17 protein-coding genes are annotated in these 26,317 nt (G+C 69.6%); 14 read left to right on the top strand and 3 right to left on the bottom strand.

From position 1 onward, the window contains the following. Positions 1-326 precede the first annotated feature (326 nt). From ACZ69M_RS28885 to ACZ69M_RS28915, 7 genes are all read left to right on the top strand, one after another. Positions 327-2,024 (top strand): extracellular solute-binding protein, encoded by a 1,698-nt coding sequence (locus ACZ69M_RS28885; protein WP_470054281.1) that lies wholly within the window; start codon positions 327-329, stop codon positions 2,022-2,024. 27 nt (positions 2,025-2,051) lie between these two features. After that, entirely contained in the window at positions 2,052-3,086 is a 1,035-nt protein-coding gene (locus ACZ69M_RS28890) for an ABC transporter permease (protein ID WP_470054283.1), read from the top strand. Beyond that, positions 3,083-4,018, top strand: a complete 936-nt coding sequence (locus ACZ69M_RS28895; RefSeq protein WP_470054285.1) for a carbohydrate ABC transporter permease — start codon at positions 3,083-3,085, stop codon at positions 4,016-4,018. The genes ACZ69M_RS28890 and ACZ69M_RS28895 overlap by 4 nt, the downstream gene beginning before the upstream one ends. A gap of 72 nt (positions 4,019-4,090) precedes the next feature. Beyond that, positions 4,091-6,295, top strand: a complete 2,205-nt coding sequence (locus tag ACZ69M_RS28900) for a 1,4-beta-glucanase (RefSeq protein ID WP_470054286.1) — start codon at positions 4,091-4,093, stop codon at positions 6,293-6,295. Next, a complete protein-coding gene (locus ACZ69M_RS28905) occupies positions 6,295-8,310 on the top strand; it encodes a beta-galactosidase (RefSeq protein WP_470054288.1) in 2,016 nt (671 codons plus the stop codon). Before ACZ69M_RS28900 ends, ACZ69M_RS28905 begins: the two co-directional genes overlap by 1 nt. Then, positions 8,307-10,520, top strand: coding sequence for a glycosyl hydrolase family 95 catalytic domain-containing protein (locus tag ACZ69M_RS28910; RefSeq protein ID WP_470054290.1), 2,214 nt, complete (start codon positions 8,307-8,309; stop codon positions 10,518-10,520). The genes ACZ69M_RS28905 and ACZ69M_RS28910 overlap by 4 nt, the downstream gene beginning before the upstream one ends. Before the next feature lie 34 nt (positions 10,521-10,554). Continuing rightward, on the top strand, positions 10,555-11,268 hold the full coding sequence (locus ACZ69M_RS28915; protein ID WP_099920399.1) for a glycoside hydrolase family 12 protein: 714 nt from the start codon (positions 10,555-10,557) through the stop codon (positions 11,266-11,268). A 56-nt stretch (positions 11,269-11,324) separates the two neighbouring features. Here ACZ69M_RS28915 and ACZ69M_RS28920 read toward each other — a convergent pair whose 3' ends face one another. Continuing rightward, positions 11,325-13,376, bottom strand: coding sequence for a glycoside hydrolase family 31 protein (locus ACZ69M_RS28920; protein ID WP_470054292.1), 2,052 nt, complete (start codon positions 13,374-13,376; stop codon positions 11,325-11,327). Positions 13,377-13,553: 177 nt separating this feature from the next. After that, positions 13,554-14,567 carry a LacI family DNA-binding transcriptional regulator gene (locus tag ACZ69M_RS28925; protein ID WP_060901179.1) on the bottom strand — a complete coding sequence of 338 codons (1,014 nt, stop codon included), beginning with the start codon at positions 14,565-14,567 and terminating at the stop codon, positions 13,554-13,556. Between the two features lie 318 nt (positions 14,568-14,885). Between ACZ69M_RS28925 and ACZ69M_RS28930 the strand changes: the two genes are divergently transcribed. The 4 genes from ACZ69M_RS28930 to secA all read left to right on the top strand — a co-directional run bounded on the left by ACZ69M_RS28930 (position 14,886) and on the right by secA (position 21,148). After that, complete coding sequence (locus ACZ69M_RS28930) at positions 14,886-15,692, top strand: GH12 family glycosyl hydrolase domain-containing protein (protein ID WP_470054294.1); 807 nt, start codon at positions 14,886-14,888, stop codon at positions 15,690-15,692. A gap of 159 nt (positions 15,693-15,851) precedes the next feature. Then, positions 15,852-17,783: an acyl-CoA dehydrogenase family protein gene (locus tag ACZ69M_RS28935; protein WP_470054296.1), complete on the top strand. Its 1,932-nt coding sequence runs from the start codon at positions 15,852-15,854 to the stop codon at positions 17,781-17,783. 103 nt (positions 17,784-17,886) lie between these two features. Beyond that, complete coding sequence (locus tag ACZ69M_RS28940) at positions 17,887-18,372, top strand: hypothetical protein (protein WP_470054298.1); 486 nt, start codon at positions 17,887-17,889, stop codon at positions 18,370-18,372. A 16-nt stretch (positions 18,373-18,388) separates the two neighbouring features. Next, on the top strand, positions 18,389-21,148 hold the full coding sequence (gene secA, locus ACZ69M_RS28945) for a preprotein translocase subunit SecA (RefSeq protein WP_470054300.1): 2,760 nt from the start codon (positions 18,389-18,391) through the stop codon (positions 21,146-21,148). A gap of 30 nt (positions 21,149-21,178) precedes the next feature. Here the strand turns inward: secA and ACZ69M_RS28950 are convergent, their stop codons facing one another. Then, entirely contained in the window at positions 21,179-21,631 is a 453-nt protein-coding gene (locus ACZ69M_RS28950; protein WP_101400973.1) for a lamin tail domain-containing protein, read from the bottom strand. A 220-nt stretch (positions 21,632-21,851) separates the two neighbouring features. On the opposite strand from ACZ69M_RS28950, the gene dxr reads away from it, so the two are divergent. The 3 genes from dxr to ispG all read left to right on the top strand — a co-directional run bounded on the left by dxr (position 21,852) and on the right by ispG (position 25,768). Next, positions 21,852-23,135, top strand: coding sequence for a 1-deoxy-D-xylulose-5-phosphate reductoisomerase (gene dxr, locus ACZ69M_RS28955; protein ID WP_470054302.1), 1,284 nt, complete (start codon positions 21,852-21,854; stop codon positions 23,133-23,135). After that, the gene (locus tag ACZ69M_RS28960) at positions 23,132-24,436 is read left to right on the top strand and encodes a M50 family metallopeptidase (protein WP_470054304.1); all 1,305 of its coding nucleotides are present in this window, start codon (positions 23,132-23,134) and stop codon (positions 24,434-24,436) included. Before dxr ends, ACZ69M_RS28960 begins: the two co-directional genes overlap by 4 nt. Positions 24,437-24,610: 174 nt before the next feature. Continuing rightward, positions 24,611-25,768: a flavodoxin-dependent (E)-4-hydroxy-3-methylbut-2-enyl-diphosphate synthase gene (gene ispG / locus ACZ69M_RS28965; protein WP_403693417.1), complete on the top strand. Its 1,158-nt coding sequence runs from the start codon at positions 24,611-24,613 to the stop codon at positions 25,766-25,768. The last annotated feature ends 549 nt before the right edge of the window (positions 25,769-26,317 follow it).

Genomic DNA, 26,317 nt, shown 5'->3' on the forward strand with positions numbered 1-26,317 from the left:
ATGCTCGATCGCCCGAGGGGCGGGTGTCAAGACACCTCGACGCAACAACTCCGTTTCCTCATTGGCATTTCAGGCGCCCGGCGAGGCCGGTCCAGTCCTTCACACCTCCGAGGAATCTTGGAATCGGCTCTTGTGCACCCCCAGGTGTTCACTTAACCTCGCAGCAACATCGAAGCGCTTCGACTAGTGGAGCGGCTCCCTCGGGGCACGCAGACTTCCACGCAGTCCTCCGAGGACCGCTTCAGCTCAGCCAGTTCCACTCAAGACACCGCAGCCGACGGCTCCACCGCCGGGTGTCCTGCTGTGCGCCACGAAGGGTTGACGCAATGACGCCGAACACCGCCACCTCCGCCCCCTCCGCTCCCAGCCGGAGAAGCTTCCTCGCCTCCACGGCGGTCGCCGCCGCGGCGGTCGCGGGAGGAATGCCGCTGCTCGCCGCCTGCGGCGGCTCGGACAGCGGCTCGGGCGGGGGCACGTCGGCGGGCAAGAGCGCCAAGAAGCTGCTGCCGGCCTACGTCGCGACCAACGTGGTGACCCCTGACATCGCCGCCAAGAACGGCTCCGCGGTCGGCTTCACCAGCAAGCTCGACATCGCCGGCCTGAAGACCTCGGTCCCGAAGAAGCTCGGCAAGGGCGGCAAGGTCAGCATCATGTCCCCGTTCTGGGGATCCCCGCCGAAGTCGGACAACGCCTACTACAAGGCGATGAACGACCTGATCGGCGTCGACGTCGAGTGGCAGAACCAGGACGGCAACACCTACGACCAGAAGCTCGGCGCGGTCCTGGCCTCCAGCGACATCCCGGACGTCGTGGTCATCCCCGGCTGGAACATGGGCGGCAAGATACCCAGCGCCATCATCGGCAAGTTCGCGGACCTCGGCCCGTATCTCTCCGGGGACGCTATCAAGCAGTACCCGAATCTCGCGGCGATCCCGACGGACGCCTGGCAGCGCTCCCTCTTCGGCGGCAAGCTGCGCGGCCTGCCGCAGCCGTCCCCGTACGTCACCGGCATCGTGCCCCTGTACCGCAAGGACATCTTCGACAAGGAGGGGTACGAAATCCCCACCTCGGCCGACGAGTTCATGGCGCTGTGCAAGGAGATCACCAACGCCAAGGCCAAGCGGTGGGCCTGCCTCGACATGAAGTGGACCGCCTTCCAGTCCTTCGGTGTGCTCTCGGGCAGTGAGAAGCCGCTCGGCTGGAACCTCGTCGACGGCAAGCTGGTCTACCGCATCGAGACCCAGGAGTACCTCGAAGCGCTGGAGTGGACCCGCAAGCTCTTCGCCGCCGGATACGTCCACCCGGACGCGAAGCTGGGCAAGAGCGCGGCCACCGACGCGGGCCCCAAGTTCGCGGCCGGCGAGTTCCTCATCTACGCCCAGAACATCTCGCAGTGGTGGAGCCGCACCGCCGAGCAGGCCACCCAGAACCCGGACTACAAGATCTGGGGCATGGACATCTTCGGCCACGACGGCGGTGCCCCGACCCTCTGGGCCGAGCAGCCGGCCGGCATCTTCGCCTTCGTCAGCAAGAAGGCCTCCGAGTCCGTCATCCGTGACGTGCTGGCCGTCGCCAACGTCACCGCCGCGCCGTACGGCACCAAGGAGTACATGCTCACCAACTACGGCGTCGAGGGCACCCACTACACCGTCAAGAACGGCGTTCCCACCAAGACCGACCAGGGCAACAACGAGGTCATCAACGCCTACGTCATGGTCGCGAGCCCCACCGCGACCATCGCCCACCCCGACTTCCCCGAGGTCGCCAAGGCGCAGGTCGAGTGGCAGCAGCGGATGGGCGCCTTCACCAAGAAGTCCTCCTTCTACGGCATGCAGATCACCGAGCCGTCCCGCTACACCAACCTCTCCAACGACTTCGAGCAGCTGGAGGACGACATCGTCCGCGGCCGCAAGAAGATCAGCGACATGCAGCAGGCCGTCTCCGACTGGAGGAGCAAGGGCGGAGACAACCTGCGCGACTGGTACAAGAAGCTGCTCGACGAGAACGGCCCGGCGGCGAGCTGACCGGGCACCGAGGCAAGGAGAACGGCCGTGTCCCACAGCACGGTGCCTCGGAGCGGGACCGAGGCCGACACGACAGAGAAAACCCCGGTGGCGTCCGGCGGCGCCACCGGCTCCCGGGAGAAACGCCCCTCCGGGAAGGTGAGCCTGCGGCTCAGGTTCAGACGCGACCGCGTCCTGCTCCTGATGACGCTGCCGGCGGTCCTGCTGGTCCTGCTCTTCAACTATGTGCCGATCCTCGGCAACATCGTCGCCTTCCAGGACTACGACCCGTACATCAGCGACAACGGCATCGTCTCCATGCTGCACAGCCCCTGGGTGGGCATCGAGAACTTCCAACGGGTCTTCGGGGACTCGGCGTTCTGGGATGCCGTGCAGAACACCCTCGTGCTGTTCTTCCTCCAGCTCGTCCTGTACTTCCCGATCCCGATCGTCCTCGCGCTGCTCATCAACAGCGTGGTCAGGCCCAGGGTCCGGGCGGTCGCGCAGGCCGTCCTGTACCTGCCGCACTTCTTCTCCTGGGTGCTGGTCATCGCCGTCTTCCAGCAGCTCTTCGGCGGCGCCGGAATCCTCTCGCAGCTGCTGCGGCAGCACGGGTACGACGGTCTCGACATCATGACCGACCCCAACACCTTCAAATTCCTGATCACCGCGCAGAGCGTGTGGAAGGACGCCGGCTGGGGGATCATCGTCTTCCTCGCCGCGCTGTCCTCGGTCAGCCCGGACCTGTACGAGGCCGCCGCGATGGACGGCGCGGGCCGCTGGCGCCGCATGTGGCACATCACGCTGCCCGCGCTGCGCCCGGTGATCGCCCTGCTGCTGGTGCTCCGCGTCGGTGACGCCCTCACCGTCGGCTTCGAACAGATCCTGCTCCAGCGCGACGCCGTCGGACCAGGAGCGGCGGAGGTCCTCGACACCTTCGTCTGGTGGAACGGCGTCCGCAACCAGGACTTCGGCTACGCGGCGGCCGCCGGACTGATCAAGGGCGTGGTCAGCCTCGGCCTGGTCCTCGCCGCGAACAAGGTGGCCCATCTCATGGGCGAGCAGGGGGTGTACAAGAAGTGACCGCCGTCATCGACAAACCCGTGCGCGGCCGCGGCCGCCTGGCGGCGCCGCCCCGGCCGACGTGGGAGGAGGAGCCCAGCAAGGCCGGCCTCGCGGGCAAGGGACTCGTGCTGACCCTCGCCTGCCTGGGGATCTTCTTCCCGCTGTGGATCGTCATCGTCACCAGCCTCTCCTCGCGGAAGACCATCGACGAGGCCGGCGGCCTGGTGATGGTGCCCAAGGGCATCACCTTCGTCGCCTACAAGGAACTCCTCAGCGGCGGCCAGGTCACCCGCGCCTCGGTCATCAGCATCCTGATCACCCTCGTCGGCACGCTGTTCTCCATGGCGGTGTCCGTCCTGTGTGCCTACGGCCTCTCGCGCATCGGCTCGCTCGGCCACCGCTGGATCCTGCTGGCGCTGCTGGCGACCATGTTCTTCAGCGCCGGTCTCATCCCGACCTATCTGCTGGTGCAGTCGCTGGGCCTGACCGACAGCTATCTCGCGCTGATCCTCCCGAGCGCGATCAGCGTCTTCAACATCCTGGTGCTGCGCGGCTTCTTCATGGGCATCTCGCAGGAACTCATCGACAGCGCCCGCATCGACGGCGCCGGTGACGTCCGCATTCTGTGGCAGATCGTCATGCCGCTCTCCCGCGCGGTCCTCGCGGTGATCACCCTGTTCTACGCCGTCGGGTACTGGAGCGCCTGGTTCAACGCCTCGCTCTACCTCAACGACCAGAACATGATGCCGCTGCAGAACGTCATGATCCAGCTCGTACAGAAGCAGGAGGCCCCGGTGGGCCTCGGCCAGGCCATCAAGACCGGCCAACTGTCCGGCCTGGCGGTGCAGATGGCCGTCATGGTGATGGCGTTGCTGCCGGTGGCCGTGTTGTCGCCGTTCGTGCAGCGGCATTTCAAGAAGGGCATGTTGACGGGCGCGGTGAAGGGCTGAGCGGCGCCCGTTGAAGTTCCCGCGCCCCTCAGGCAACTCCCCTGACCGTCTCTCCGTGGAACGAGGTATGTCATGCATGCGTCCCGACTGAGCCGCCGGGCCGTTCTCGCCGGGACTGCGGCCACCGCCGCGCTCACCACCGTGGCGCCTCTCCAGGGCCGCGCGCACGCCGCCGAGGCCACCGCCGCCACCTCCTCCTACCGCTGGCGCAACGCCGTCATCGGCGGTACCGGATTCATCACCGGTGTGCTGTTCCACCCGGCCGTACGCGGGCTCGCCTACGCCCGGACCGACATCGGCGGCGCCTACCGCTGGGACGAGCGCGCCGCCCGCTGGACCCCGCTCACCGACCACCTCGGCTGGGACGACTGGAACCTGCTCGGTGTCGAGGCGCTCGCCGTCGACCCCGCGCACCCGGACCGGCTCTACCTCGCCCTCGGCACGTACGCCCAGTCGTGGGCGGGCAACGGTGCGATCCTCCGCTCCGAGGACCGTGGTACGACCTGGACCCGCAGCGACCTGGACGTGAAGCTCGGGGCCAACGAGGACGGGCGAGGGGCCGGGGAGCGGCTCCTCGTCGACCCGCGCGACAGCGACACCCTGTGGCTGGGGACCAGACACGACGGGCTGCTCAAGTCGTCCGACCGGGGCGCCACTTGGGCAGTCGTGAGCGGCTTCCCGGCCACCGCGAGCGCCTCCGGGCAGGGTGTCACCTTCCTCGTCGCCGTCGGCCGTGCCGTCTACGCCGGGTGGGGTGACGGCGACGGGACCGCGACCGCCGTCAACCTCTGTCGCACCATGGACGGCACCACCTGGGAGCCCGTCCCCGGGCAGCCCACCGGCACCTCGGCCAAGGTTCCGATCCGCGCCGCCTACGACCGCCACACCCGCGAGTTGTACGTGACGTACGCCGACGCCCCCGGGCCCAACGGCCAGTCGGCCGGCAGCGTGCACAAGCTCGCCACCGCCACCGACCGATGGAGGGACGTCACCCCCGTCCAGCCCGGCGGCAGCGACACCTTCGGCTACGGCGGGGTCGCCGTCGACGCCCGCCGAGCGGGCACCGTCGTAGTCTCCACCAACAACCGGTGGGCCGACGGCGACACCGTGTTCCGGTCCACCGACGGTGGCCGTACCTGGGCGTCCCTCAAGGACGTGGCGGTCTTCGACGTGTCCGAGACTCCTTTCCTCAACTGGGGAGAAGACCGGCCGAAGTTCGGCTGGTGGATCCAGGCGCTCGCCCTCGACCCGTACGACTCGAGGCACCTCGTCTACGGGACCGGCGCGACCCTCTACGGCACCCGCGACCTCAGACGCTGGGCGCCACGGATCCGTGGTCTGGAGGAGACGGCCGTGCGCCTGCTGATCTCACCCCCGGCCGGGGAGGCGCATCTGATCAGCGGACTCGGGGACATCGGCGTGATGTACCACGAGCGGCTCACGGCGTCTCCGTCGCGCGGCATGGCGACGAACCCCGTGTTCGGGTCGGCGACGGGACTCGCGCAGGCCGCGGCCAAGCCGTCGTACGTCGTCCGGACGGGCTGGGGCGACCACGGCAACGGCGCGTACTCCCACGACGGCGGGCGGACCTGGGCGCCCTTCACGGCCCAGCCCGACATCGCCAGGAACGCACCGGGGCCGATCGCCACCAGCGCCGACGGCGGTACGCTGCTGTGGTCCTTCGTGCACTGGGACGGCACGAAGTACGCGGCTCACCGCTCGGCGGACAACGGCGCGACCTGGTCCGAGGTCTCCTCCTTCCCGAAGGGCGCCACGCCGGTCGCCGACCCGGCCGACCCGACGCTCTTCTACGCGTACGACACCGACACAGGAACGCTGTACGCCAGCAGTGACAGTGGCCGTTCCTTCGCCGCCCGTGCCGGTGGACTGCCCTCAGGGGACGACCAGTTCCAGCTGGCCGCCGCACCCGGGCGCAGCGGTGACCTCTGGCTGAGCGTGAAGTGGAACGGGCTCTACCGGTCCACCGACGGTGGAGTCACCTTCGCCAAGGCCGCCAGCTGCTGGGCCTCGTACACGCTCGGCTTCGGCAAGGCGGCCGACGGCGCCGACTACCCGGCCGTCTACCAGGTCGGCTCCACGGAGACGATCACCGCCGTCTACCGCTCCGACGACGCGGCCGGGACCTGGGTGCGGATCAACGACGACGCCCACCAGTGGGGCTGGACCGGCGAGGTCATCACCGGAGACCCGCGCGTGTACGGCCGTGTGTACCTCGGTACGAACGGGCGTGGCATCCAGTACGGGGAGCCGGTCTGATGCCGACACACGAGAATCCGACGCCGACCCGCCGGCGACCGGGTCTCGGCGACGCCACCCGCGGCCGCATCCTCTTCGGCGGCGACTACAACCCCGAGCAGTGGCCGGAGGAGCTCTGGCAGGAGGACGTACGGCTCATGAAGGAGGCCGGCGTCAACTCCGTCACCGTCGGCGTCTTCTCCTGGGCCAGGCTCGAACCGACGCCCGGAGCCCGTGAGTTCGGCTGGCTCGACCGGCTCATGGACCTGCTGCACGAGAACGGCGTCGGGGTCGTCCTCGCCACCCCCACCTCCTCGCCCCCGCCCTGGATGGGCCGGCTCCACCCGGAGACCCTGCCCCGCGACGCGGACGGCCGTGTCGAGTGGTGGGGCGGCCGCCAGCACTTCGCCCACTCCAGCGCCGTCTACCGGCGCCACGCCGCCGCCATCACCGAGGACCTCGCCGCCCGCTACGGCGGACATCCCGCCCTCACGATGTGGCACATCAACAACGAGTACTGCACCTACGACTGGGGCGACGAGGCGGCCGCCGCCTTCCGGCGCTGGCTCCAGGGCAAGTACGGCACGCTCGACGCCCTCAACACCGCCTGGGGCACGGCCTTCTGGAGCCAGGGCTACGACGACTGGGAAGGCGTTCTCCCGCCGCGCCACGCCCACTACATGAACAACCCCACCCAGGTCCTCGACTTCAAGCGCTTCACCTCCGACGCCCTCCTGGAGTGCTATCTCGCCGAACGCGACATCGTCGTCCGGCACACCCCGCACATCCCCGTGACCACCAACTTCATGCCGTTCTGGCAGGGCCAGGACGCCTGGGCGTGGGCCGAGCGGGAGGACGTGGTCTCCGTCGACATCTATCCGGACCCGCGCGACCCGCTCGGCGCCCAGTACGGCGCGCTCATCCACGACATGACCCGCTCACAGGCCCGCGGCGGGCCCTGGATGGTCATGGAGCAGGCGGCGGGGCCCGTGAACTGGCGTGGTGTGAACCACCCGAAGCCCCACGGGCTCAACCGGCTCTGGTCCCTCCAGGCCGTCGCGCGCGGCGCGGACGCCGTCTGCTACTTCCAGTGGCGGCAGTCCCGGCAGGGCGCCGAGAAGTTCCACTCCGGAATGGTCAGCCACGCGGGGGAGCACGGCCGCACCTTCCAGGAGGTCAAGCGGATCGGGGCCGAACTCGCCCTGCTGGGCGACAAGGTGACGGGCACGCGGGTCGTCGGCGCCGACGTCGCCGTACTGCTGGACTGGAACGCCTGGTGGGCGAGTCAGCAGGACGGGCGGCTGTCCTGCGAGGTCGACCACCAGGGCGTCGTACGCGCCTGGCACCGCGCCCTGTGGGAGGCGGACATCACCGCCTCCTTCGCCCACCCCGAGCACGACCTGTCCGCGTACAGGCTGGTCGTCGTCCCGCAGCTGTACCTGCTGACGGACGGGGCGATCGACAACCTCGTCGGGTACGTGCGCGGCGGCGGCACCCTCGTCTCCGGCTTCCTGACCGGCGTGGCCGACCAGGACGACCGGGTGCGGCCCGGCGGCATGGACGAGCGGCTGCGCGCACTCTTCGGCATCCGCACCCTGCACGAGTGGTGGCCGCTGGACGCCGACGAGAAGGTCGGGGCCGAGGGCTTCCGCGGCACGTTGTGGTCCGAGGAGATCGAGGCCGCGGACGACACCTACACGGTCGTCCGGTACAAGGGCGGCGAGCTGGACGGTCTTCCGGCCGTACTGCGCAAGGGCCGCGCCTGGTACCTGTCCACCCTCCCCGAGCCCGAGGCGCTGTGGCCGCTGCTCGCCGGGATCGCCGAGGACGCGGGCGTACGGCCGCCACTCGACCACCTCCCGGCGGACGTGGAGGCGGTACGCCGGGGCGAACTGCTGTTCCTGCTCCACCACGGGCGGGACACGGTGACCGTGCCGGTGCCGGGACGCCACCGCGACCTGCTGACCGGCGAGGTCGTCGTCGATGCCGTGGAGCTGGGGCGGTACGGGGTCGTCGTACTGGAGGCAGCGCCATGAGCGAGCCCGCGGGCGGCCCCGTCCACGGCACCTGGGAGCCCGCCCCCGCCGCCCGCTGGGAGGACGCCTTCCTGAGCGGGAACGGCCGACACGGCGTCATGGTGTTCGGTGATCCGAACGACGACCGGGTCATCGTCAACCATCACTCCCTGGTCCGCCCGAACGGCAGTGAGCACGCCCGGCCGCCCGAGCTGGCCGAACGGCTGAAGAGCGTCCAGGACCGGTTGCTGGCGGGTGATGCCGACGCCGGGGAGGACTTCACCGACGGGCGAGGGCTGCTGTGGGTGCAGCCCTTCCACCCGGCCTTCCAGGTGCGGCTGCGCCGGGCGCCACGGGAGTCGCGCGCGTACCGGCGCGAGGTCGACTTCACCACCGGTGTCGTCCGCGTCGAGTGCGGGGGCAGGCGCGGCGAGGTCTTCGTGTCACGCGCGGACGACGTCATCGTCCAGTACGTGACGGAGGCCGACCTCACCGTCGACGTGACGCTCGATCACCGACTGCCGGGCGTCCCCGCCGACTTGGCGGTGGGCCACGGTTGCGTGCGCACGCCCGAGGGCGCTCTCCTCACCCTGCGGGCCCGCTATCCGGGCAGCGAGCGTGCGTACACCGGCGTGACGCTCGCCGTGGTCACCGGGGGCCGGACGCTCACCGCGCCGCCCGGGATCCGGGTCGAGGGCGCGCGTTCGGTGGTGCTGCTCACGCGGGTGCGGCGGCACGAGGGGGAGTGGGACACGCTCGCCGAGGCCCGTGAGCTGCGCGCCCTGCTGCCCGACGGCGACGAGGACGCGTACGACCGTCTCCTCGCCCGGCACACCGCCCTGCACCGACCCGCCTACCTGCGGGCGGGTCTGGAGCTGGGCGCAGACCCGGCCGAACGGGCGCTGCCGGGGTCGGAGTTGGTCCGCCGTCCGAAGAGCCCCGCCCTGCTCGAACGGCTCTTCGCGGCCGGTCGTTACCACCTGCTGTCCGCCGCCGGAATGCTGCCGCCACGGCTGACCGGGCTGTGGACCGGCGACTGGGACACCGCATGGTCGGGGGCCTTCACCACCGACGCCAACGTCAACCTCCAGACGGCGTCGGCCGCCGCGGCGGCGCTCCCGGAGGTGTCCGAGGCCCATGCCGCCCTGATCCACGGCCAGTTGCCGCACTGGCGCGACAACGCCCGGGCGATCTTCGGCGCCCGGGGTGTCGTCGCCCCCGCGCACACCGACGGCGAGTCCGGGCACATCTACCACCTCAGCCGCGAGTACCCGCTGCACGTGTGGACCGCGGGCGCCGACTGGCTGCTGAAACCCCTCGTGGACCACGACGAGACGCGCGGCGCGCGCGACCCGCGCCTGGCCGCCGCGCTCGCCGAAGTGGCGCGGTTCTACGAGGACTTCCTCACCCGGACCGACGAGAACGGCCACGTCGTGATCGTGCCGTCGTACTCGCCGGAGAACCGTCCCGCCACCGCGCGCTGGATCACCCTCAACGCCGCCATGGACCTCTCCGCGGCGCGTCACGCCCTGCGCACGGCCGCCGACCACCACCCCGGACCCGACGCCGAGCGCTGGCGCGCGCTCGTCGAGCGGCTGCCGCCGCACCGCGTCAACGCCGACGGGGCACTCGCCGAGTGGGCCTGGCCCGGCCTCGACGACACCTACAACCACCGGCACCTCAGTCACCTCTACGGCGTCTGGCCGCTCGACGAGATCAACCCGTACGACACCCCCGAGCTCGCCGCGGCGGCCCACCGCGCCCTCGTACTGCGCGGCGCGGAGAACGACTCCGCGCACGGCCACCTCCACCACGCCCTGGTGGCGGCCCGGCTGCGGGACGCGGCGCGGGTGGCGGGGGCCCTCGACAACGTCCTGGCCGGGGACTTCTTCCACGTCTCCCTGATGAGCGGCCACTACCCGAACCGGCACGTCTACAACGCGGACGCCGCCCACACGCTCCCCGCCGTGCTCATCGAGATGCTCGTCCACTCCACGCCCGGCCGACTGGTCCTCTTCCCCGCGCTCCCCACGGCGTACCCGAGCGGCCGGCTCCACGGCATCCGCACCCGGTTCGGCGCCGAGGTCGACCTGACCTGGAGCCCGGAGGAGCGCACGGCCGTCATCCGCCCCAGCCGCAGCACGCGGATCGATCTCAGGACTTCCGCCGGCGCGCGACCGCTCTCCCTGAGCGCCGGAGAAGACTGCGTCCTCACCCTGGGGCCGCAGTAGCACCCGCAGTTCCCCCACCCATGGAAGGGACACCATGGCAACACGGACACTCGGCAGGGCGGCCAAGGCCCTGCTGGCCCCCGCGCTCGCGCTCGGTGCCACCGTCGGCCTCGCCTCCGCCCCCGCCCAGGCGGCCGTCTGGAACTCCTGCGAGCAGTACGGGAACACCAGCCTCAACGGGTACACGCTCTACAACAACATCTGGGGCTCCGGCGCGGGCAGCCAGTGCATCTGGGCCAACTCCGGCACCAACTGGGGAGTGTGGGCCAACCACCCCAACACCGGCGGCATCAAGTCGTACCCGAACGCCAAGAAGGTGATCAACAAGTCGATCACCTCGCTCGGCTCGCTCACCAGCGGCTACAACGTCACGGTCCCGTCGTCCGGCGCGTACAACACGTCGTACGACATCTGGGACACCGGCTACAAGTACGAGGTCATGCTCTGGGTGAACAAGACCGGAGCCGTCGGTCCGCTGGGCACCTCGCAGGGCACCCTCACCCTCGGCGGCCACACCTGGACCGTCTACAAGGGCAACAACGGATCCAACGACGTCTTCTCCTTCGTGCGCACCTCGAACTCCAGCTCCGGCACCGTCGACGTCCTGCCGATTCTCAAGTGGATCAAGGACACCAAGGGCTGGTTCGGCAACGTGACCATCGGCGACCTCCAGTTCGGCTTCGAGATCACATCCTCGTCCGGTGGCCTGGACTTCGTGACCAACAGCCTCTCGGTCAGCAGTAGTTGACCAATGCCCCAGGGCGTGTGGGGGAGGCCGGCCCGGCCTCCCCCACACGCGCGCGGCTACTCCGCCACCGGCAGCCGCGCCCCGTCCCGCAGGAACAGCGGGATGCGGTCCAGCGGGGCGTCGACGGTGACGGCCGTGCCGCCCTCGTACGTCTCACCGGTCCACGCGTCGGTCCACCAGGCGCCCGCCGGAAGGTACGCCGTACGCACGGTCGCGCCCGCCGTGAGCACCGGCGCGACCAGGAGGTCGGAGCCGAAGAGGTAGGAGTCGTCGACCGACCAGGCGGCGTGGTCCTCGGGGAACTCGAGGAACAGCGGGCGCATCACCGGCAGCCCCTCCTCGTGGGCCTCCCGCATGACGTCCAGCACATAGGGCTTCAGCCGCTCGCGCAGCCGCAGGTACTTCTCCAGGATCGCGCCGGCCTCCTCGCCGTACGACCAGACCTCGTTGGGGCCGCCCGTCATGTCGGGGCCCAGCGGCATACCGGGGTCGCGGAAGCCGTGCAGGCGCATCAGCGGGGAGAGCGCGCCGAACTGGAACCAGCGGACCATCACCTCGCGGTACGCCGGGTCGTCGGGGTCGCCGCCGTGGAAGCCACCGATGTCGGTGTTCCACCAGGGGATGCCGGAGAGCGCGGTGTTGAGGCCCGCGGCGATCTGGCGGCGCAGGGTCGCGAAGTCGGTGCCGATGTCGCCGGACCACAGGGCGGCGCCGTAGCGCTGACTGCCGGCCCACGCCGAGCGGTTGAGGGTGACGACCTCGGTCTCGCCCGCCGCGAGCATGCCCTCGTAGAAGGTGCGGGCGTTCTCGCGGGGATAGAGGTTGCCGACCTCCAGACCGGGACCCGCGTGGTAGCGCAGGTTCTCCTGGAAGCCCGGCTTCAGCTCCGGCTCGCAGGCGTCCAGCCAGAAGGCGGAAATGCCGTACGGGTCCAGATAGTTGTCCTTCACGCGCGACCACAGGAAGTCACGGGCCTCGGGGTTCGTCGCGTCGTAGAACGCGACCTGGACGGTGGAGGCGACCTCCTTGTCGGGCCAGTCGGCGTGAGCCATCGGGCCGTACTGGGTGCCGATGAAGTAGCCGCGCTGCTCCATGAGCGGGTGGTTCTCGGACAGCGGGGAGACCGAGGGCCACACGGACACGACCAGCTTGACGCCGAGTCCGGCGAGCTCGTGCTGCATCGCCGCCGGGTCCGGCCACTCGGCCGGGTCGAACTTCCAGTCGCCCAGGTGGGTCCAGTGGAAGAAGTCGCAGACGATGGCGGACAGTGACAGGCCCCGGCGCTTGTACTCCCGTGCCACGTCGAGGAGTTCGTCCTGCGTGCGGTAGCGCAGCTTGCACTGCCAGAAGCCGGCCGCCCACTCGGGCAGCATCGGCGTACGGCCGGTGGCGGCGCTGTAGCGGCGCTGGGCGTCGGCCGGGGTGCCCGCGGTGATCCAGTAGTCGAGCTGGCGGGCCGAGTCGGCGACCCAGCGAGTGCCGTTGCCCGCGAGCTCGACCCGGCCGATCGCGGGGGAGTTCCACAGGAAGGTGTAGCCGCGGCTGGAGGTGAGCACCGGGACGGTGACCTCGGCGTTGCGCTGGATCAGGTCCAGGACCGCGCCCTTCTGGTCGAACAGCCCGTGCTGATGCTGGCCGAGGCCGTACAGCTTCTCGCCCTCGTACGCGGCGAAGCGCTGCTCCAGGCGGTGATGGCCGTTGCCCGTCGGGGTGTACAGGCGCGGGCCGGGCCACCAGAAGTGGGCGCGCTCCTCGGCGAGGAGTTCCGTGCCGTCGGCCGTGCGGAGGAAGCGGACCTGGCCCTCGGCGCCGACCTCGACGGTCAGTGCGCCGACCGTCAGCCGGCCCTCGCCGTCCTGGATCTTGACGGTGCTCTCGGTCGCCGGCGGCTCGTCGAGGAGCGCGCCGGGGAGGCCTTCGAGGACCGGGCCGCCCAGGCGCGCGCGGACCCGGACCGCGTCCGGGCCCCAGGGCTCGATACGGACGGTCTCCTGACGGCCGCTCCACTCCAGTGCGCCGTCCCGCTCACGGAACGTACCGACGGTCGGGGAGGACTGCGCGAGGCTGACTGCGCCTGACTGGGTCTGGTTTTCGGCAGGCTGATTCACGGGGGCGCTCCTGAAGGAATGCAGACATGAGGAATGCAGACATGCAGACATGGGGGTGCCCGGCGAGGAGGGCACAACGCTGGGGCTGGGGCAGTGCGGTGTGATGCGGTGCGGTGCGGTGCGGTGCGGTGCGGTGCGGTGAAGGGTGGGACGGGGAGCGGGGTGGCCGGTCCCCGGTCAGGCGGCGGTCGGCGCCGGGCCCGTGCTCGCCCGTACCGTCAACTCGGGTGCGATGAGCACGACTTCGTCCTTGCCGTGCCCTTCCAGCTTGGCGATCAGATGCTCCACGGCGAGTCGGCCCATCTCCTGCGCCGGGATGGCGACCGAGGTCAGCCGCACCGAGGCCTGTGTCGCGACCTGGTCCGGGCAGATCGCGATCACCGACACGTCCTCGGGGACGGCCCGGCCCTGCTGGCGCAACAACGCGAGCAGCGGCTCGACCGCGGACTCGTTCTGCACGACGAAGCCCGTGGTGCCGGGGCGCTCGTCGAGGATGCGGGCGAGGGTCAGGGCCATCGCGTCGTACCCGCCCTCGCAGGGGCGGTGCAGCACGCGCAGGCCCAACTCCCTCGAACGGGACCGGAGTCCGTCGAGGGTGCGCTCGGCGAAGCCGGTGTGCCGCTCGTAGACCGCGGGGGCCTCGCCGATGACAGCGATGTCACGGTGGCCCAGCAGCGCGAGGTGCTCGGCGCACAGCGCGCCCGTCGCGCCGAAGTCGAGATCGACGCAGGTCAGGCCGGAGGTGTCGGCGGGCAGGCCGATCAGTACGGAGGGCTGGTCCGTCTGGCGCAGCAGCGGGAGCCGTTCGTCGTCGAGCTCCACGTCCATCAGGATCATCGCGTCGGCGAGCCCGCTGCCGGTGACGCGGCGCACGGCGTCGGGACCCTCCTCGCCGGTGAGCAGAAGCACGTCGTAGCCGTGCGTGCGGGCGTGGGTCGCCACCGCGATGGCGATCTCCATCATCACGGGTACGTACATGTCGGTACGGAGCGGAACCATCAGCGCGATGATGTTGGACCGGCTGCTCGCCAGGGCCCGGGCGCCCGCGTTCGGGTGGTATCCGAGCTCCTGGATGCTCCGCTCGACCCGCTGCCGGGTACCCGCGGAGATGGACCGCTTGCCGCTGAGGACATAGCTCACCGTGCTCGCCGAGACTCCGGCGTGCTGGGCGACCTCGGCGAGGGTGACCATCCAGCTCTCCAAGCATTGTGTGAAGCGCTTCGACAGTGCGCAGTGCGGATAAGGGCGTGTGAGGGTGGCTCGACAGTAGCTCGACGGGTGGTGGGTGTCCATAGGTTGTCGAAGCGCTTCGACAGGATTCTTGCGGTGCGGGCCGGGAGCCGTTGTCGTGCCGCGCGACGGCATGTTCGCGGTGCCGTGCTCGGGCGTGTTTCCAGTGTCGTGCGCCGGTGCGTTTCCCGCGCCGGACTTCGCCATGCGGCGGCAACCTTTCGCGGGCCGGTGGTCACTGAGAAGGCGTACGCAGACCGTTTCCCGGAAGGACCCCCGATGCAACACCGCCGACCGCGCCTGTCCAAGAAGGCGAAGACGATGCTCGCGGCAACGGTGGCGCTCGCGGCCGCCGCGGGCGTCACCGTGGCCCAGGCGGGCGAGACCGGCAAGAAGTGCGGCGCCTTCGACACCGTCACGATGGGCAAGTACTACGTCAACAACAACCTCTGGGGGCAGGACGACGGCACAGGCACCCAGTGCGTCTGGGACACCTCGCGCTCCGGCGACACCATCGGCTGGGGCACGAACTACACCTGGACCAGCAAGGCCGGCAAGGAGAACAGCGTCAAGTCGTACGCCAGTACCGTGCTCGGCTGGCACTGGGGCTGGAAGACCGACAGGGCGGCCACCGAACTGCCCGTCCGGGTCGGGGACCGCAAGCCGGTCAGAACCAGCTGGGAGTTCTCGGTCAGTTCCGGCCCCGGCACCATGAACGTCGCGTACGACCTGTGGCTGCACGCCAAGAACAACGCGGACTGGCAGGACCGGCCCACCGACGAAATCATGGTCTGGCTCAACCGGCAGGGCGGTGCGGGCCCCCTCGGCACCAAGTACGGCAGTGTGAGCCTCGACGGCGCCATGTGGGACATCTACCAGGGCGACATCGGCTGGAAGGTGTACTCCTTCGTCCGCCGCACCAACACCACCAAGGCCTCTCTCGACCTCGACGATTTCACCCAGGCCCTGGTCCGCCGCAAGCTGCTCGGCAACGACAAGTACCTCTCCGGCATCGAGTCGGGCAGCGAGGTCTTCCGCGGTTCGGGGCGGCTGGACACCAAGGCGTACTCGGTCGACATCGGCTGACATCGGCTTGCGTACAGGGGGCACACGTGCAGGAGGCGCACGTTCAGGCGAACGCGCGCCAGGACTGGTGGGGTCGCCCGAATTCGGGTAAATACGATCGAGTAGCACCCGTCGGTAACGAAGATCCCCAAGTTCCCTATGCGCGGCGAGGTGAGCCTCATGTCCGCAACACCCCACCAGCCCACCGTCTCTGAACGTGAGGCACGACAGGTCGCGGAGGCGGCCCGCGAACAGGACTGGCGCAAGCCCAGCTTCGCCAAGGAACTGTTCCTCGGCCGTTTCCGCCTCGACCTGATCCACCCGCACCCCATGCCCGCCGAGGACGACGTACAGCGCGGCGAGGAGTTCCTCGCCAAGCTGCGCGACTTCTGTGAGACGAAGATCGACGCGGCCCGTATCGAGCGCGAGGCGCAGATCCCCGACGAGGTCATCGACGGGCTCAAGGACCTCGGCGCCCTCGGCATGAAGATCGACACCAAGTACGGAGGCCTCGGCCTCACCCAGGTGTACTACAACAAGGCGCTCGCCCTCGTCGGCTCCGCGAACCCGGCGATCGGCGCCCTGCTGTCCGCGCACCAGTCGATCGGCGTACCGCAGCCGCTGAAGCTCTTCGGCACCCAGGAGCAGAAGGACGTCTTCCTGCCGCGCTGCGCCCGCACCGACATCTCGGCCTTCCTCCTCACCGAGCCGGACGTGGGCTCCGACCCGGCGCGGCTCGCCACGGCCGCCGTCCCGGACGGCGACGACTACGTCCTCGACGGGGTGAAGCTCTGGACGACCAACGGCGTCGTCGCCGATCTGCTCGTCGTCATGGCGCGCGTCCCGAAGTCCGAGGGCCACAAGGGCGGCATCACGGCGTTCGTGGTGGAGGCCGGTTCCGAGGGCATCACCGTCGAGAACCGCAACGCCTTCATGGGCCTGCGCGGCCTGGAGAACGGAGTCACCCGCTTCCACCAGGTCCGCGTCCCGGCCGCGAACCGGATCGGCCCGGAGGGCGCGGGCCTGAAGATCGCCCTCACCACCCTCAACACCGGCCGCCTGTCGCTGCCCGCCATGTGCGTCGGCGCGGGCAAGTGGTGTCTGAAGATCGCCCGCGAGTGGTCGGCGGCCCGCGAGCAGTGGGGCAAGCCGGTCGCCCTCCACGAGGCCGTCGGCTCCAAGATCTCCTTCATCGCGGCCACCACCTTCGCCCTCGAAGCTGTCGTCGACCTGTCCTCCCAGATGGCCGACGAGAACCGCAACGACATCCGCATCGAGGCCGCCCTCGCGAAGCTGTACGGGTCCGAGATGGGCTGCCTGATGGCCGACGAACTGGTCCAGATCCGCGGTGGCCGCGGCTTCGAGACCGCCGAGTCGCTGGCGGCGCGCGGCGAGCGGGCGGTGCCCGCCGAGCAGATCCTGCGCGACCTGCGCATCAACCGCATCTTCGAGGGCTCGACGGAGATCATGCACCTGCTGATCGCCCGTGAGGCCGTGGACGCCCACCTCTCCGTGGCCGGTGACCTCATCGACCCCGACAAGTCCCTCTCGGACAAGGCGAAGGCCGGCGCGAACGCGGGTGTCTTCTACGCCAAGTGGCTGCCGAAACTGGTCGCGGGCCCAGGTCAGCTCCCGCGCTCGTACGGCGATTTCAACCGGCACGTGGATCTCTCCCCGCATCTGCGCTACGTCGAGCGCAACGCCCGCAAACTCGCCCGCTCCACCTTCTACGCCATGTCCCGCTGGCAGGGCCGGATGGAGACCAAGCAGGGCTTCCTGGGCCGGATCGTCGACATCGGCGCCGAGCTCTTCGCGATGAGCGCGGCCTGTGTGCGCGCCGAACACCTGCGCCTCACCGGGCAGCACGGCCGCGAGGCCTACCAGCTCGCCGACGCCTTCTGCCGCCAGTCCCGCATCCGCGTCGACGAACTCTTCGGCCGCCTGTGGAGCAACACCGACGACCTCGACCGCAAGGTCGTCAAAGGCGTCCTTGCGGGCACGTACGAATGGCTGGAGCAGGGCGTGATCGACCCCTCAGGTGAGGGCCCCTGGATCGCCGACGCGACGCCAGGACCGAGCCGGAAGGAAAACGTCCACCGCCCCATTCGCTGACCTTTTCCCCAGGAATTCACTGCCGTCCCGGTTCGCCATTCCGCCGCTTGCCGCACCGAATATGTGCGTCGACAATGAGGAGAATGGCGAACGGGGACGGCAGATGCGCCAAGGAATCGGGGAAGAACACGGTCACGGCCTTTCCGCGCAGCTGACGCGCGCCCGCGCCGAGGCCCGGCTTCAGCTCGACGAACCGGCTCTCGCAGCGGCCCTGCGGACCGTCCGCAAAGAAGTGCGGCCGCTGGCGCAGAAACTGCGCGACGTCGCGCCCGAGACCTTCGAGGCGCACCGCGACGCCCTCGCGGTACTCCTCAACGACTGCGCGCTCGCCCTGGTCGACACGGAGCCGCGCCCGCCGGTGCCCTCCTTCGACGCCGTACGGATCCGGCGCATCGACCTCCGTGACGTCGACGGTCTGCTGGACGCCGGACGGCCGGGGGAACGGCCCGTGATCCAGCAACTCTTCAAGAGCGCGCTCGACGTGGTCGACGATCCCGTCCTGCGCGAGGTGATCAAAGCGAATCAGCAGGGCGTCCACATTCTGCAACGAGCCAATCACTGGATTCGGCTGCTCGCGGACGCCGTTTAGTTCTGGGGGAATTCCTATGCCGGGCAAAGGTCTGGACGTCATCACCGGCAGGATCATGCGGGCCGGCGAGGGACGGGTGCTGCGCAGGCTCCAGCGCGTCGTCGATCAGGTCAACTCCCTGGACGAGGAGTTCAGGGCCTTGTCCGACGAGGAACTCCAGTCCCTCACCCCGGAGTTCAAACAGCGCCACGCCGACGGCGAGAGCCTCGACGACCTGCTGCCGGAGGCCTTCGCCACGATGCGCGAGGCGGCCCGGCGGACTCTGGGCATGCGTCACTTCGACGTCCAGGTGATGGGCGGCGCGGCGCTGCACCTCGGCAACATCGCGGAGATGCAGACGGGGGAGGGCAAGACCCTCGTCGCCACCCTCCCCGTCTATCTGAACGCCCTGGCGGGCAAGGGAGTCCACCTCGTCACGGTCAACGACTATCTCGCCGAGCGCGACGCCGAGTGGATGGGCCGCGCCTACCGCTTCCTGGGCCTGACCGTCGGTGTCATCAAGTCCGAGTCGACACCCGCCGTACGCCGCGCCCAGTACGCCTGCGACATCACCTACGGCACCAACACCGAGTTCGGCTTCGACTACCTGCGCGACAACATGGCCTGGTCGAGGGACGAACTCGTGCAGCGCGGCCACCACTTCGCGATCGTCGACGAGGCCGACTCCATCCTCATCGACGAGGCCCGCACCCCTCTGATCATCTCCGGTCCCGCCGACCAGCCCACCCAGTGGTACGAGGCGTTCGCGGGGCTCGTACGACGGATGAAGGGCGTCCGCGTCCAGGAGGAGCTCTTCACCCGGCCGGCCGAGAAGGAGGAACTGGCGGCGCTGCGGGCCACGTACGACTACGAGTACGACCCCAAGAAACGCACCGTCGCGATCCTGGACCGGGGCGTCGAGTACCTCCAGGACCAGCTCGGCATCGAGAGCCTGTACGAGTCCGACCACACCTCCCTCATCGGGCACCTCAACAACGCCCTGAAGGCCAAGGAGCACTTCAAGAAGGACAAGGACTACGTGGTCGTGGACGGCGAGGTGCTCATCGTCGACGAGCACACCGGCCGCATCCTCGCGGGCCGCCGCTACAACGAGGGGCTGCACCAGGCGATCGAGGCGAAGGAAGGGGTGACGATCAAGGACGAGAACCAGACCCTCGCCACGATCACCCTGCAGAACTTCTTCCGTCTCTACGAGAAGCTCGCCGGCATGACCGGCACGGCGATGACGGAGGCGGCCGAGTTCCACCAGATCTACCAGCTCCAGGTCGTGCCGGTCCCGACCAACCGGCCCCCGAAACGCGCCGACGACCCCGACCAGATCTACCGCACCGCGGACGCCAAGTACGCCGCGATCGTGGAGGACATCGCCGAGCGGCACGCCCAGGGGCAGCCGATCCTCGTCGGCACCACGTCGGTGGAGAAGTCCGAACTGCTCTCCGCGCTGCTCAGGAAACGCGGTGTCCGGCACGAGGTGCTCAACGCCAAGAACCACCAGCGCGAGGCCCAGATCGTGGCCCAGGCGGGCCGCAAGGGCGCGGTCACCGTCGCCACCAACATGGCGGGCCGCGGCACCGACATCATGCTCGGCGGCAATCCCGAGTCCCTCATAGCCGCCGAGCTGGAGAAGAGCGAACTCACCGAGGAGGAGCACCCCGACGCCTGCCGCGAGGTGCGCGAGCGCGTCACCGCCGCGGTCGCGGTGGCGTACGAGGAGGTCAAGGAGCTCGGCGGGCTCTATGTGCTGGGCACCGAGCGCCACGAGTCCCGCCGTATCGACAACCAGCTGCGCGGCCGTTCGGGGCGCCAGGGCGACAACGGCGCCTCCCGTTTCTACCTCTCCCTGGAGGACGACCTGATGCGCCTGTTCCGCGCCCAGGTCGTGGACCGCGTGATGGCCATGGCGAACGTCCCCGACGACATCCCCATCGAGAACAAGATGGTCACCCGCGCCATCGCCTCCGCCCAGGCCCAGGTCGAGCAGCAGCACTTCGAGTCCCGCAAGGACGTCCTGAAGTTCGACGAGGTGCTCAACCGGCAGCGCACCCTCATCTACGCCGAGCGCCGCCGCGTCCTGGCGGGGGAGGACCTGCGCGAACAGCTCCTGCACTTCATGGACGACACCGTGCGGGCGTACATCGGACAGGAGACCGGCGAGGGCTTCCCCGAGGAATGGGACCTGGAGCGGCTCTGGGGCGCCTTCAGGCAGCTCTATCCGGCACGGGTCACGATCGAGGACCTGGAGGAGGAGGCCGGCGACCGTGCGAACCTCACCGCCGAGGACCTGGTCGAGGCCGTGACCCGGGACATCCACGACCGCTACGAGGACCGTGAGACCGAACTCGGCCCCGAGGCCCTGCGCGACCTCGAACGCCTGGTCGTCCTCAACGTCCTCGACCGAAAATGGCGCGAGCACCTCTACGAGATGGACTACCTCCGCGACGGCATCGGTCTGCGCTGGACGCTCGGCCGGGAACCCATCGTGGAGTACGAGCGTGAGGGATTCGACATGTACGGCGCGATGACCGACGCCATCAAGGAGGAGTCCGTCGGCTACGTCTTCAACCTGGACGCCTCCAGCGGTGCGCCCGGGACCCTCGAACGCCGCGACCGGGTCGAGGACCTGCACTTCACGGCCCCCACCATGGACACGGCGGAGGGTGTGGTCGAGGGTGACTTCGCCCCGGCGGACGCCGAAGCGCCCGCGACTGCCCCCGCGCCCTCACGCGGCGGCGCGCGCCCCGGCAGGTCCAAGGCGCGGCGCCGCCGCAAGCGGTGAGGACACGGGGGCCGGCAGCGGTGGCAGGGGCTAGCAGTACTTGTCGCTGGGGTCCCGGGTCGTCCACGAGCACGCGTCGACCTTGCCGCCGTTCGCCTTGGTGAGCGTGGCGGTGTCGCTGGTGTTGTTCCAGACGTACGCGCGGCGGTTCTGGTACTTGTCCCCCGCGGTGTCCCGGCCGCTGCCCGTGTGCACCTTCATGGTCTTGTGCGCCCCGATCTTCACGTTCGGGAAGGTGTACCTGTGGTTCGAGACGTCCTTCAGGATCCAGCCCTTGAGCGAGATCGATGTCGAACTGGTGTTCTTGATCTGCACCCACTCGGCGTTGAGGCTCGCGTTGGAGCGGTTGTCCGAACCGGGGCTGTCGAACCAGACGTGGTAGATGGTCACACCGCCGGCCGCCTGCGCCGGAGTGCTGAGAAGGAACGTGCCCGTCAGTGCCACGGCGCCCGCGAGCGCGGGCAGGGCAGCGCGTATCCGCATGAGAACCCCCCAGGGTGTCGCCCCCCGGCCGGTCGTCCACCGGCCAGTGAGAGTGACGACGTGCATGAAGTGCTATCACATGATCTTCACGCTGGTTTCACAAAGGGTGATTTCGCTTCCTCCGGTACGTCGGGGTGCTAATGGGGCCAGAAGAGAGGAGAAGCGAGGAGAAGTGGGGAGCCCTGTCCTGCGCGGGTCGCGCAGCGGCCACAATGGGGGGATGAGCGACAGTCCAGCCCCCCTCGCTGATCCGCATCTCGTCTTCGACCCCGTGGACGGAGTCCGGGACGTCGTGATCCTCGGCTCCACCGGCTCGATCGGCACCCAGGCCATCGACCTCGTGCTGCGCAACCCCGACCGGTTCCGGGTCACCGCGCTCTCCGCCGCGGGCGGCAGGGTCGGACTGCTCGCGGAGCAGGCCCACCGGCTGCGCGTACGCACGGTCGCGGTCGCGCGCGAGGACGTCGTCCCGGCGCTGCGGGAGGCGCTCACAGCCGAGTACGCACCCGGCGAGACCGTTCCCGAGATCGTGGCCGGCGCGGACGCCGCCACCCAGCTCGCCGCCTCCGACTGCCACACCGTCCTCAACGGCATCACCGGCTCCATCGGCCTCGCCCCCACCCTCGCCGCCCTGGAAGCGGGCCGCACCCTCGCGCTCGCCAACAAGGAATCGCTCATCGTCGGCGGCCCGCTGGTGAAGGCGCTGGCCAAGCCCGGCCAGATCATCCCGGTCGACTCCGAGCACGCGGCGCTCTTCCAGGCACTGGCGGCCGGTACGCGCGCCGATGTGCGCAAGCTGGTCGTGACCGCCTCCGGCGGACCCTTCCGGGGGCGTACGAAGGCGGAGCTGGCGCACGTCACTCCCGCCGAGGCGCTCGCGCACCCCACCTGGGCCATGGGCCCGGTGATCACCATCAACTCCGCGACCTTGGTCAACAAGGGGCTGGAAGTCATCGAGGCGCACCTCCTCTACGACATTCCCTTCGATCGGATTGAGGTGGTCGTGCACCCGCAGTCGTATGTCCACTCGATGGTTGAGTACACAGACGGATCGACACTGGCCCAGGCGACGCCCCCCGACATGCGGGGACCGATCGCCATCGGTCTCGGCTGGCCCGAGCGCGTCCCGGACGCGGCGCCCGCCTTCGACTGGACCAAGGCGTCGAGCTGGGAGTTCTTCCCGCTCGACAACGACGCGTTCCCCTCCGTGGGGCTCGCCCGGCACGTGGGGCAGCTCGCGGGCACGGCCCCGGCGGTGTTCAATGCCGCCAACGAGGAGTGCGTGGACGCGTTCCTGGGCGGCGCCCTGCCGTTCAACGGGATCATGGAGACCGTCACCCGGGTGGTCGAGGAACACGGCACACCCGAAACGGGAACTTCCCTGACCGTCGCGGACGTCCTCGAAGCGGAGACCTGGGCGCGCGCCCGGGCCCGTGAACTGACCGCACAGACTGCACCGACAGCGCCAATGGCACAGACGACAACCGCGGAGGCTCGTGCATGACGACCCTGATGATGATCCTCGGCATAGTCGTCTTCGCGGTCGGCCTGCTCATCTCGATCGCCTGGCACGAGCTGGGACATCTGTCGACGGCCAAGCTCTTCGGTATCCGGGTGCCGCAGTACATGGTCGGCTTCGGGCCGACCATCTGGTCACGGAAGAAGGGTGACACCGAGTACGGGGTGAAGGCGGTTCCGCTCGGCGGCTACATCCGCATGATCGGGATGTTCCCGCCCGGCCCGGACGGCCGTATCGAGGCGCGCTCCACCTCCCCCTTCCGGGGCATGATCGAGGACGCCAGGTCGGCCGCCTTCGAGGAGCTCCAGCCCGGCGACGAGACCCGCCTCTTCTACACGCGCAAGCCGTGGAAGCGCGTGATCGTGATGTTCGCGGGCCCGTTCATGAACCTCATCCTGGCCGTCGCGATCTTCCTCGGCGTGATGATGACGTTCGGGGTGCAGACCCAGACCACCACGGTCGGCAAGGTCTCGGACTGTGTCATCCAGCAGAGCGAGAACCGGTCGAAGTGCGCGGCGAGCGACCAGGCCGCGCCCGCCAAGGCCGCCGGGCTCCAGGGCGGCGACAAGATCGTCGCGTTCAACGGCAAGGCGATCGGCGACTGGGCGGCGCTGCAGTCCGACATCCGCTCCAACCCCGGCAAGGACGTCACGCTCACCGTCGAGCGCAAGGGCCAGAAGGTCGACCTGACCGCTCACCTGATCAAGAACCAGGTCAGCAAGACCGACGGCAACGGCGGCTATGTCGAGGGCAAGTACGTGTACGCCGGCTTCCTCGGCTTCACGCCCGCCTCCGGCATCGTCCAGCAGTCGTTCGGCCAGTCCGTGAACCGCATGGGCGACATGATGCAGAACGGCGTCGAGTCGCTGGTCTCGCTGCCCGGCAAGATCCCCGACCTGTGGAACGCGGCCTTCGGCGACGGCCCGCGCAAGGCGGACTCCCCGATGGGCGTGGTCGGCGCGGCCCGTATCGGCGGTGATGTCTTCACCCTCGACATCCCGGCATCGCAGCAGGTCGCGATGATGCTGCTGCTGGTCGCGGGCTTCAACCTCTCCCTGTTCCTGTTCAACATGCTTCCGCTGCTCCCGCTCGACGGCGGTCACATCGCGGGCGCGCTGTGGGAGTCGCTGCGGCGGAACGCGGCGAAGGTGCTGAGGCGGCCGGACCCGGGCCCGTTCGATGTGGCGAAGCTGATGCCGGTGGCCTATGTGGTGGCCGGAATCTTCGTCTGCTTCACGATCCTCGTCCTCATCGCGGACGTTGTTAACCCGGTGAAAATCTCCTAGACGGTCTCTTGGCGGGACACCGTTCGTGGCGGCCGGGCACCCTGGGTGTCCGGCCGCCATCCGTTGGATGGGTTTAGGGGCGTGATGTGCTCGGGCGTGCGCCGGTGCCGTAATCTCGGAGCCTGGAGCCCACGATTCCGGGACCTTGATCCACAACTTGGGGTTGCACAGCAGATGACTGCGATTTCTCTCGGCATGCCGTCCGTTCCGACCAAGCTCGCCGAGCGTCGGAAGAGCCGGCAGATCCAGGTCGGAACCGTGGCCGTGGGTGGAGACGCACCCGTCTCGGTGCAGTCGATGACGACCACGCGTACGTCGGACATCGGTGCCACGCTGCAGCAGATCGCCGAGCTGACGGCCTCCGGTTGCCAGATCGTGCGGGTGGCGTGCCCGACCCAGGACGACGCCGACGCGCTCGCCACGATCGCCCGAAAGTCCCAGATCCCGGTCATCGCGGACATCCACTTCCAGCCGAAGTACGTCTTCGCGGCGATCAACGCGGGCTGCGCGGCCGTCCGGGTGAACCCCGGCAACATCAAGCAGTTCGACGACCAGGTCAAGGAGATCGCGCGGGCCGCGAAGGACACCGGCACCCCGATCCGGATCGGCGTCAACGCGGGCTCGCTCGACAAGCGGCTCCTCCAGAAGTACGGCAAGGCGACCCCCGAGGCGCTCGTCGAGTCCGCCCTCTGGGAGGCGTCCCTCTTCGAGGAGCACGACTTCCGGGACATCAAGATCTCGGTCAAGCACAACGACCCGGTGGTCATGGTCAACGCGTACCGCCAGCTGGCGGCGGCGTGCGACTACCCGCTGCACCTCGGTGTGACGGAGGCGGGGCCCGCCTTCCAGGGCACGATCAAGTCGGCGGTGGCGTTCGGAGCGCTGCTCTCCGAGGGCATCGGCGACACGATCCGGGTGTCCCTGTCGGCGCCGCCCGCCGAGGAGGTCAAGGTCGGTCTCCAGATCCTGGAGTCGCTGAACCTCAAGCAGCGGGGCCTGGAGATCGTCTCCTGCCCGTCCTGCGGGCGTGCCCAGGTCGACGTGTACAAGCTGGCGGAAGAGGTCACCGCCGGTCTCACCGGCATGGAGGTCCCGCTCCGCGTCGCCGTCATGGGCTGCGTCGTGAACGGTCCGGGCGAGGCCCGCGAGGCCGACCTCGGCGTCGCCTCCGGCAATGGCAAGGGGCAGATCTTCGTCAAGGGCGAGGTCATCAAGACGGTCCCCGAGTCGAAGATCGTCGAGACGCTCATCGAGGAAGCGATGAAGCTCGCCGAGCAGATGGAGGCCGCCGGCATCGCCTCCGGCGAGCCTTCGGTATCGGTGACGGACTGACCCACGGGCGAAACCCCGGTTTCTCGCCCCCGCCGCCCCTACCCGTCCCATCCCAACCCGGGGGCTCCGCCCCCAGTCCCCCCGCATCGGCCTGAACGGCCTCGCCCTCAAACGCCGGACAGGCTAAAGGCCAAGCAGGGTTTCCGGGGCGCAGCCCCGCCTTCAGGGGCGCGAGGAACTGCGCGCCCGGCCCCCGTGCCCCCGCAGTCGAACGATTCCGGGCGGCCGGGGTCTTCGGGGCGCAGCCCCGCCTGAAGGGGCGCGGGGAACTGCGCGCCCGGCGGTCGCGCACCCGCAGACGGGCAACTCGGGGCGGCCGGGGTTTTCGGGGCGCAGCCCCGCCTTCAGGGGCGCGAGGAACTGCGCGCCCGGCCCCCGTGCCCCCGCAGTCGAACGATTCCGGGCGGCCGGGGTCTTCGGGGCGCAGCCCCGCCTCAAGGGGCGCGAGGAACTGCGCGCCCGGCCCGTCGCGCACCCGCAGACGGACAACTCGGGGCGGCCGGGGTCTTCGGGGCGCAGCCCCGCCTGAAGGGGCGCGGGGAACTGCGC

The organism is Streptomyces sp. NPDC107454 (assembly GCF_055582885.1).